12 protein-coding genes and 1 other annotated feature are annotated in these 8042 nt (G+C 37.9%); of the genes, 4 read left to right on the top strand and 8 right to left on the bottom strand.

The genetic code is table 11. From position 1 onward, the window contains the following. Positions 1-168 precede the first annotated feature (168 nt). Positions 169-441, bottom strand: coding sequence for a NadS family protein (gene nadS, locus FTT91_RS13780; protein ID WP_000369781.1), 273 nt, complete (start codon positions 439-441; stop codon positions 169-171). Next, entirely contained in the window at positions 434-754 is a 321-nt protein-coding gene (locus tag FTT91_RS13775; protein ID WP_000897307.1) for a type II toxin-antitoxin system RelE/ParE family toxin, read from the bottom strand. Before FTT91_RS13775 ends, nadS begins: the two co-directional genes overlap by 8 nt. 299 nt (positions 755-1053) lie before the next feature. Between FTT91_RS13775 and FTT91_RS13770 the strand changes: the two genes are divergently transcribed. The 3 genes from FTT91_RS13770 to FTT91_RS13760 all read left to right on the top strand — a co-directional run bounded on the left by FTT91_RS13770 (position 1054) and on the right by FTT91_RS13760 (position 3977). Then, a protein-coding gene (locus tag FTT91_RS13770; protein ID WP_180169667.1) for an IS3 family transposase occupies positions 1054-2273 on the top strand; the annotation gives its coding sequence in 2 pieces (ribosomal slippage) (positions 1054-1330 and positions 1330-2273; 1221 coding nt in all). Further along, positions 1329-1445 (top strand) — a sequence feature (AL1L pseudoknot). Its footprint overlaps the gene before it by 117 nt. A gap of 43 nt (positions 2274-2316) precedes the next feature. Further along, the gene (locus tag FTT91_RS13765; RefSeq protein WP_228724822.1) at positions 2317-2625 is read left to right on the top strand and encodes an SMI1/KNR4 family protein; all 309 of its coding nucleotides are present in this window, start codon (positions 2317-2319) and stop codon (positions 2623-2625) included. 143 nt (positions 2626-2768) lie between these two features. After that, entirely contained in the window at positions 2769-3977 is a 1209-nt protein-coding gene (locus FTT91_RS13760) for an IS256 family transposase (RefSeq protein WP_065992812.1), read from the top strand. A 49-nt stretch (positions 3978-4026) separates the two neighbouring features. On the opposite strand, the gene FTT91_RS13755 is transcribed toward FTT91_RS13760, so the two are convergent. The 3 genes from FTT91_RS13755 to FTT91_RS13745 form a co-directional block, all read right to left on the bottom strand. After that, a complete protein-coding gene (locus tag FTT91_RS13755) occupies positions 4027-4308 on the bottom strand; it encodes an addiction module antidote protein (RefSeq protein ID WP_000985609.1) in 282 nt (93 codons plus the stop codon). Further along, positions 4309-4611: a type II toxin-antitoxin system RelE/ParE family toxin gene (locus FTT91_RS13750; RefSeq protein ID WP_000286964.1), complete on the bottom strand. Its 303-nt coding sequence runs from the start codon at positions 4609-4611 to the stop codon at positions 4309-4311. Between the two features lie 119 nt (positions 4612-4730). Continuing rightward, positions 4731-6056: an ISNCY family transposase gene (locus tag FTT91_RS13745; protein ID WP_180025629.1), complete on the bottom strand. Its 1326-nt coding sequence runs from the start codon at positions 6054-6056 to the stop codon at positions 4731-4733. 190 nt (positions 6057-6246) lie between these two features. On the opposite strand from FTT91_RS13745, the gene FTT91_RS13740 reads away from it, so the two are divergent. Further along, the gene (locus tag FTT91_RS13740; protein ID WP_000172759.1) at positions 6247-6777 is read left to right on the top strand and encodes a hypothetical protein; all 531 of its coding nucleotides are present in this window, start codon (positions 6247-6249) and stop codon (positions 6775-6777) included. 88 nt (positions 6778-6865) lie between these two features. On the opposite strand, the gene FTT91_RS13735 is transcribed toward FTT91_RS13740, so the two are convergent. The 3 genes from FTT91_RS13735 to FTT91_RS14920 all read right to left on the bottom strand — a co-directional run bounded on the left by FTT91_RS13735 (position 6866) and on the right by FTT91_RS14920 (position 7946). Further along, complete coding sequence (locus FTT91_RS13735; protein WP_004728120.1) at positions 6866-7180, bottom strand: BrnA antitoxin family protein; 315 nt, start codon at positions 7178-7180, stop codon at positions 6866-6868. Next, positions 7167-7454 carry a BrnT family toxin gene (locus FTT91_RS13730; RefSeq protein ID WP_000438825.1) on the bottom strand — a complete coding sequence of 96 codons (288 nt, stop codon included), beginning with the start codon at positions 7452-7454 and terminating at the stop codon, positions 7167-7169. The genes FTT91_RS13735 and FTT91_RS13730 overlap by 14 nt, the downstream gene beginning before the upstream one ends. 246 nt (positions 7455-7700) lie before the next feature. Beyond that, on the bottom strand, positions 7701-7946 hold the full coding sequence (locus FTT91_RS14920) for a MerR family DNA-binding protein (protein ID WP_180169666.1): 246 nt from the start codon (positions 7944-7946) through the stop codon (positions 7701-7703). Between the last annotated feature and the right edge of the window lie 96 nt (positions 7947-8042).

Genomic DNA, 8042 nt, shown 5'->3' with positions numbered 1-8042 from the left:
GTTTTATGATAACTTTACTGTTAAAAGAAGTCTAGACAACCTTGTTTTATGCTTGGATATAAGGCTTATTTTAAAATAATAGTAGTGAAGATTTTCTAAAATTAACATAATACACCTTATACGAAATAAAAATGGGAGCCTTAAGCTCCCATTTTTTAAGTAATTTTTTCAAATAAGGCTTGGGTGAGCATCTAAAATTCGAATCAATGTAGCTGCTGGTCCAGTTGGATAGCGTCGTCCCTGTTCCCAATTTTGCAGGGTACGGGGGCTAATATGTAGACGTGCAGCAAATTCATTTTGGCTCAAGCCAGTTTTTTCACGTACTTCTTTAATATCAGGCAATTCGAGTTCTGTAACTCGGCTTGCTTTAACTTCTTTACGTTTGATAGCTCCAGCTTCTTTGATTGAAGCAACCAAGTCATCAAATAAGTTGTTATCCATGAAATTGCTCCTTCACGAGTTGGTGCAGAATGGCGGTTTCCTTATCTGTTAAATTATCTTTTACTGATTTTGGATAAGCCACTAAGAAAAAGATCTGATCATCCTCGGTGACCCAATAATAAATCACCCGTATCCCACCACTTTTCCCTTTGTTACCTTGAGCACAACGTACTTTGCGAATACCACCGCCATTCTTGATTAGGTCACCTCTATCAGGCTGTACCAAAAGATCTTGCTGAAGTTGACGATATTCCTCATCAGATACAAGGTCTTTAATTTGCTTGGTAAAGATGCTGGTTTCAATAAATAACATGGACTCTTTATACGTCAATGGCGTATTTGAATTTTAGCAGTTTCCATAACAAAAAACGAGAGCTGGTAGATCTCGTTTCGCATAACAGCCATTATGTTAAATTGTAGTAAGAACTTTAATGCGATAGAGCAGAATGTATATGCAAAATAAGCTTGATAACATTATTCAAGAATTAAAAGAACTATCTGGGAATAGTCGTCTAAACATAGAACTACCTGATGATATTTTCATATCTGCTTATGAACGAAATGAACCGTACCGGGTTTGTCGGAGAGTCAATATTCTGAGAGACTATCCCGATGACAAAATTAAAATATACCCCTGAAATCAGAGAAAGAGCGGTTCAATTATTGATTGAATCTGAAAAAGATTATCCTTCTACTTGGGCTGCAATCACAGCAATTGCTCCCAAAATCGGTTGTACTCCTGAAACATTGCGTGTTTGGTATTTAAAGCATATGGATCAACTAAATCCTGCCAAAGTACAACAGATATCTGACCAAGAAAAAATGAAGCAAATGGAACGTGAAATTAAAGAATTAAAGCGTGCCAATGAAATTCTACGCAAAGCAGCCGCTTTTTTCGCCCAGGCGGAGCTCGACCGCCCACACAAATAATGGTGGATTTTATCCATAACAATAAAGATCGATATGGTGTTGATGCGATTTGTAGGATTTTACCGATCGCAGCTTCAACCTATTACCGAACTTTAGATCTCGCTGACAATCCAGAACATCGAGCGAAACGAGATCTACATGATGAGCATCATGCTGAACAAATTAAACGAATTTGGAAGGAAAGTTCAGGTCGATATGGTGTACGTAAAGTCTGGCAAAAATTAAAACGTGAGGGTTATGTTATTGCACGTTGTACAGTTGCTCGATTAATGAAAAAGCTAGGTATACAAGGTGTTTGGCGAGGTAAGAATAAACAAACCACCCGTAGCCGAGATGACCAAAAACGGGCAGATGATTTAGTGAAACGTAATTTTAATGCTGATCATCCAAACCAACTATGGGTGGGTGACTTTACCTATATTCAAACTCATTCAGGCTGGGTATATACCGCATTTGTTATTGATGTGTTCTCACGAGCAATTGTTGGATGGAAAGTATCGACACGGATGAATACAGATATGGTGCTCGATGCATTGGTGCAAGCATTGCACGATCGAGGCATGCCAAAGAATGTGATTCATCATTCCGATAGAGGTGTTCAATATCTTTCTATTCGCTATACCAATCGTTTAGAAGCAGCAAATTTACGAGCATCAGTCGGTACAACGGGTGATTCATACGATAATGCTCTGGCTGAAACGGTGAATGGCTTATACAAAACAGAGGTGATTGAATATTTAAAAGCAGATTGGCAAGGTTTAGCGGATGTACAACTTGCGACACTAAACTGGGTGGATTGGTTCAATAAAGAACGTGTACACAGTGCACTGGGTTATGTATCGCCTTTTGAGTTTGAGGCAATGTACTATGATAAGATTAACCCGTTAGGTCAGGTGGCCTAACTTAAATAAAAAAGTCTCCGACAAACCTGGTACGGTTCAAAAAATAGGTTTTATTTTTCCAAAAGATTATAAAAAAGTTTTGAAAGAGATTAGCAATATCTTTTATGGAACAATTGAATTAGCGTCTCTTACAGATGAGAAAGAATGCTATCGAGGGCTATCTCAGATATTAAATGATGCTAGGGAGCAAGGTCTGCCAGAAGATTGGCTACCTATTTGTGAAGATAATGGTAGTTATTATTGCCTATCTCCTAATCATAAAATTAGATATTGGACAGCAGATGGATATAGCGATGAGCAGTGGGAAGATTTAGCAGATTGGATCAAGCAAGTTTGGATAGATGGAAATTAAGAATTTCTAAAATTAACATAATACACCTTATACGAAATTAAAAAATGGAGCCTAAAGCTCCATTTTTTAAGAGACTGTAAATAAAACTGTGTAAACGCTTAGACTATCCCTCAACGCTGTTAGGGGCAACACAGGTGTTTACCATGAAAGATGAAGCAATGCTGGCATTAGCCAAAGAATTTGCCAAGAACTTAAAGACAGAAGCTGACCTGAATAATTTCAGTAAAGCTCTAAAGAAATTAACGGTGGAAACTATTCTAAATGCTGAACTCACTGACCATTTAGGTTATGAGAAGCATAGTCCTAGAGTAGGTAAAAATGCTCGTAATGGCTATACAACTAAACGCCTACTGACTGATGATGGTGAGTTTGAGCTAGACACGCCTAGAGATCGTGATGGTACATTTGAGCCTCAGTTCATCAAGAAAAGTCAAACTCGAATCACGCAAATGGATAGTCAAATTCTATCCCTTTATGCTAAAGGAATGACGACACGAGATATCGTTGCCACGTTCAAGGAAATGTACGATGCAGATGTCTCTGCTACCTTAATTTCCAAGGTGACAGATGCTGTGATCGACCAAGTCACTCAATGGCAAAACCGCCCTTTGGATGCATTCTATCCAATCGTTTACCTAGACTGTATTGTCGTGAAGGTGCGACATAACAACACCGTCATCAACAAGGCTGTATTTCTTGCTTTGGGTGTCAATGCAGAGGGGCAGAAAGACTTACTTGGACTGTGGATGGCTGAAAACGAAGGGGCGAAGTTCTGGTTATCAGTTCTCACCGAACTGAAGAATCGTGGCTTACAAGATATACTGATTGCATGTGTAGATGGATTAAAAGGCTTTCCTGATGCGATCAATACGGTCTATCCTGATACCCATATCCAGTTGTGTATTATCCATATGGTACGCAATAGCTTGAAGTATGTCAGTTGGAAAGATTATAAGGCCGTTACATCTGATTTGAAGAAAATCTACCAGTCGGTAACCGAAGATGAAGCTTTACACGCCCTTGATGAATTTGGTCAGAAATGGGATGACAAATACCCTCAAATCAGCAAATCATGGCTCGGGCATTGGCCGAATCTCAACACGTTCTTTGCTTATCCTATGGATATTCGTAAAGCAATCTACACAACGAATGCGATTGAATCATTGAACAGCGTGATCCGTCATGCGACCAAGAAAAGAAAAATCTTCCCGACTGATGATTCAGTGAAAAAAGTGGTATATTTAGCGATTATGGCAGCAAGCAAAAAATGGACAATGCCTATCCAAAATTGGAAATCTGCTATGAACCGCTTTAGTATCATGTTTGAAGAGCGTGTAACCAAGTATTTTTAAAACTGTATTTACACAGAATTATTTACACCCTCTTTTTTAATAACTTTTTTTAAATTGCTAAGCGTAAATTCAGTGCTTTTACAACTTTAATCACAGTATCAAAACTAGGGTTAACATCACCAGAAAGTGCTTTATAAAGACTTTCTCGGCCTAAGCCTGTATCTCGTGATAATTGAGCCATTCCTTTAGCTTTTGCAATGTTACCTAAAGCCTTTGCAATGAATGCGGCATCGCCATTAGATTCTTCAATACATGCTTGTAAGTAAGCCTGCATATCATCCTCTGTTTTAAGATGCTCAGCACTGTCCCATTTGCGAAGTTTAATAGCCATTTATAGCTCCTCCTCTAAATCTTGTGCCAATTGCAGGGCAAGTTTTATATCTTTACTTTGCGTAGACTTATCTCCGCCTGCTAAAAGAATAACAACCCTTTGCCCTTGCTTGCAGTAATAAATCCTATAGCCTGGCCCAAAGAAGAAACGTAATTCAGAAACACCTTCACCGACCGGCTCAGTATCTCCAAAGTTTCCATCTTCAACCCGATCAATTCGGACTTGTATGCGTCTTTTTGCCTGCTGGTCTTTTAACTTGGTGAACCAGTCATCAAAGACTTCAGTGGTATATATTGAGTACATAAGTAGAATGTATCCTATAGGATACATTTATGCAAGAAATAAACTTGATATTTGGGGCTCGAAACGGTGATGTTATTCCTAAGTAGAAATGTCCTACCTAATAACCAAATAGAAATGTCCTATATGGACAATTCCAAGTCAAGCACAGGATTCAGATTTCGTTCTTTGATTACTGTCTTCTGTGCACGTCTGCTTGGCATAGATTGAGAACGATTACGTTTGTTTTGCTGTTCCAATTCTTCATGCTGTTGTTGAATATGATTGAGAACTGCACCTAAACGTTTATTCTCAACAATCTCTCGCTGGTTAAGCTGACTTAATTTATCGAAGATGCTGTAATTGATTTTTCTTCCCTGATATTCAATCGCGACTGTACCATCCGGGTATTCCAGGAACTCAAGATACTTACCGATCAACCTTTGATTTTCTTCGGTGTTTTCCAGGAGATATACGCATTTATCATAAGTAATCGTCAGGCTATTCGTGACTCTGCGGGGTTCACGCCAAGTAAAAATATCATCTAATTCTTCGGCTGTTTCAGTGATAGGCCGATGTAGATCCTTAGGATTAAAAGCCATCTTGGCGAACTTCTGATTGAACTGCTCAATGAAGCAGGGTAGCCAGGCATTAGCTTGCTCAATCGAGCTGATACCTTCCAGACGCATCTCCTTGATCAGACGGTCCTGAAGGGTTCTGTTGGCACGTTCCACACGGCCTTTGGCCTGTGGTGAATTGGCGAAGATGATATCGATATTCAGGGTACTGAGTACGCGTCCAAACTGGGTAATCTTGGTGTCTTTCTTGCTGCTTTGATTCACCCTGAAGACTGAATGTTTGTCGCTGTAAAATGCCAACGGCTTACCATGCTGCTCAACATACAAGCGTGTTGAAATCATATAATCAAAGGCTGATTCTGATTCACAGAAGCGTAAATGCTGCAATTTTCCTGTAGCATCATCGATAAACACCAGCAGACAGCATTTAGCAGCGCGTCCTTCAAACCAGTCATGATATGAGCCATCAATTTGGATCAGTTCACCAAAGCAATCCCGGTTGTAACGAGGCTGATACGGGCGTTTCAGGCGCTTGGATCGAGGAATCCATAAGTCAGCTGCAATCATCCAGGAACGCAGGGTTTCTACTGAAAGATCGAATCCATGTACGGTGGTGAGCTTTTCATGCGCTAAAGTGGGTCCGAAACCATGGAGTTGGTCAGAAACAATATTGAGGCACTTGAGTCTGAGTTCTTCAGGAAGTTTGGAATTGCTGATTTGGCCACGACCGGCATGGGCTAATGCAGCGGGACCTTGAGCTTTGTATTTCTGCAGTAAGCGTCTGATCTGACGTTCTGAAATATGAAGTAGCTGAGCAGCCTGGGATTGAGTTATGCGTTGATCGCAGATTTCCTGCACGACCGACAATCGTTTAAGTTCTTTATCCGACATAGACACCAACATATCAAACCGTCCGCTAACGAAATTGCAAAAGTGCATATTCTAAAAGCGGACATTTTTACTTTGGAGAAACCGGACATTTCTATTTTGGAGTTACAGGTGAATTTCGTATAACCGCCATTATGTTAAGTTAATCAAAATTCTTAATGCACCAAAACCTAAAAATTTAAATGGAGTAAAAATGACTTTAAAGGGGTTAGATATTCAAGAAGATTGTATCAAAGCTATTTCTAATGAATCTTTAATATTTGATATTAAGAATAAAGAGTTTTTAGAGGATATAGAAAATCTTTTATTACAGTATTTTCAAAATTTTAGTAATGATTTAAATGGAATTGAGTTTGATAATTTTTCTGTGGAGTTTTGGTTCGATGCAGGACAATTGATTATTTATCCTGAAAAAGATTTATTAGATCGTAAACCCTTTGAATCTGAATATGATTTAGATAGATTAGACCCTTATTTTTATCTAGTTTGTGAAGAATATAGGATATATTTTGATGACTTAATATCTCGAAAAGTAAGCGATCAAGTATCTGAAAAAGAAGCTATTTCTAAAACTAATGACGTAATTGATTGTGTAAGCAAAGCTATAAAAAATATAAATGATGAAAACAATCTTTTAAAGATGTTAGGCAGGCCTAAATTAGAAATAAGATATTTCGGTGTAACGAAAGAAGAACTTTTAGCAAAAGAAATTCTCGTGAAATGAAGTAGATATTTTTGTCGTATTAAGGAAAACTAAAATTAACATAATGGGCGTTATGCGAAGTCAAAAATGGGAGCTTAAGCTCCCATTTTTATTGATGATTTTTTAATTCTTTCAGCATAGCATCCCGTAAAATTTCATTCATTCGTGTTTGATAACCTTTGCCTTGTGCTTTGAACCAAGCAAGTACATCAGCATCTAACCGAATTGAAGTTTGTTGCTTCACTGGGCGGTAAAATTGATTTTGGCGTACAGCACTGCTCCAATCGGTAATTTCAGGAATATCTGATAGATCTAGCTGATCATCAGGAACCGTGCCTTTAGCAAGCAAGCGTTGAATTTCAGCATCTTGCTTCTCACCAAATTTCTCATTCAGCTCTTTGCGTGAGTATCTAACCATGCTCATATTTGTTTCGCTCCGCTTTAGTCACTTGCCTTGCACTAATGATTCGTATGATTTCACAGTCATCTTCATCAAAAATGGTGTGAGCCACCAATAACATTAGTACGCCTTTAACTCGCCCAATGGTTTGCCAACGTTCTTCACCATCGGTATGTCTGTCTTGGATTGAGATCCGTAATGGATCTTCAAAAACAAGGCTTGCAGTTTCGAAAGAGATATCATGCTTTTTCTGATTCTTTCGATTCTTAGCCTCATCCCATTCAAAATACTGTTCCATAAAAAACATTCAAATTTGTATATACAATAATGTATCACAAAATTGTATAACTCAAGTTGAGAAGCGTAATTTTTAGTCAAATTTATTGGCAAGAACTATCAAAACTGCTCATAAAAAAGCCGACTTGTTTCCAAGTCGGCTTTTGAACATCATCGAGCAAATAATTTATATCATAAGTTTTTGATTTTTATATTTTTCAATTTGTGCATTTCATATAACGCCCATTATGTTAAATTGAGGGGAATTTCAGCTATTCATTTCTAATTTTTTGATGATATAACAGTTCTCAATTTTACGATTATCCCCACAAAGATTTTCTAAGTCATCTAATTGTTTCTTGAAGGAGGTTAATTGCTTAATTCTATTATCTAATTCTTTTGTATGTTTTTTTATAAGGTTATTTACTTTAGTACAATTTTGATTAGGAGTTTCTAACTCCTCACATAGAGACTCTATATCTTTGGTAGTGTCTAAATGTGACGTGTTAACCACCTATCTTTCATGTCTTGATTGTATTTTAATAAAAATAGATGCAAGACAGCTTCATGATTTTCTTTCTTCTTGGAAAAGCTTAAAGTTTTCCGTGTA

Origin of the sequence: Acinetobacter sp. YH12021, from assembly GCF_013420145.1 — a bacterium.
Lineage (GTDB): Bacteria > Pseudomonadota > Gammaproteobacteria > Pseudomonadales > Moraxellaceae > Acinetobacter > Acinetobacter towneri.
The sequence above is the reverse complement of the archived record's forward strand: the minus strand, read 5'-3'. Positions and strand labels throughout refer to the sequence as shown.